The following is a 325-nucleotide window of genomic DNA, read 5'->3' as shown; positions in this document are numbered from 1 at the left end:
TTTTCGGTGTTTCTTTAATTCATTAATTCTTAATATCCAGTTTTCAAGGTACGAGTATGACATCTCTGTCAATGGAGGTTAACGGGATCGAACCGATGACCTCCTGCTTGCAAAGCAGGTGCTCTCCCAGCTGAGCTAAACCCCCATAGTACTTATTCAATTATAACAGAGAAAATGGGCCTAAATGGACTTGAACCATCGACCTCACGCTTATCAGGCGTGCGCTCTAAACCAGCTGAGCTATAGGCCCGAAAGCGCCAGGTAGACCTCTCAAAACTAAACAAAGTTTTAACAATTGTGTATTTCCGTTGGTACCAAAGTACCA

General features: G+C 43.1%; 2 tRNA genes. Both read right to left on the bottom strand.

What is annotated here, in order from left to right:
* Window positions 1-72 precede the first annotated feature (72 nt).
* A tRNA-Ala gene (locus tag FC97_RS05250) sits at window positions 73-145 on the bottom strand.
* Between the two features lie 30 nt (window positions 146-175).
* Window positions 176-250, bottom strand: a tRNA-Ile gene (locus FC97_RS05245).
* Window positions 251-325 lie beyond the last annotated feature (75 nt).

It is taken from the genome of Companilactobacillus kimchii DSM 13961 = JCM 10707, from assembly GCF_001435445.1.
Lineage (GTDB): Bacteria > Bacillota > Bacilli > Lactobacillales > Lactobacillaceae > Companilactobacillus > Companilactobacillus kimchii.
Note: the sequence above shows the minus strand (reverse complement) of the source record. Positions and strands in the feature narration are given on the sequence as shown.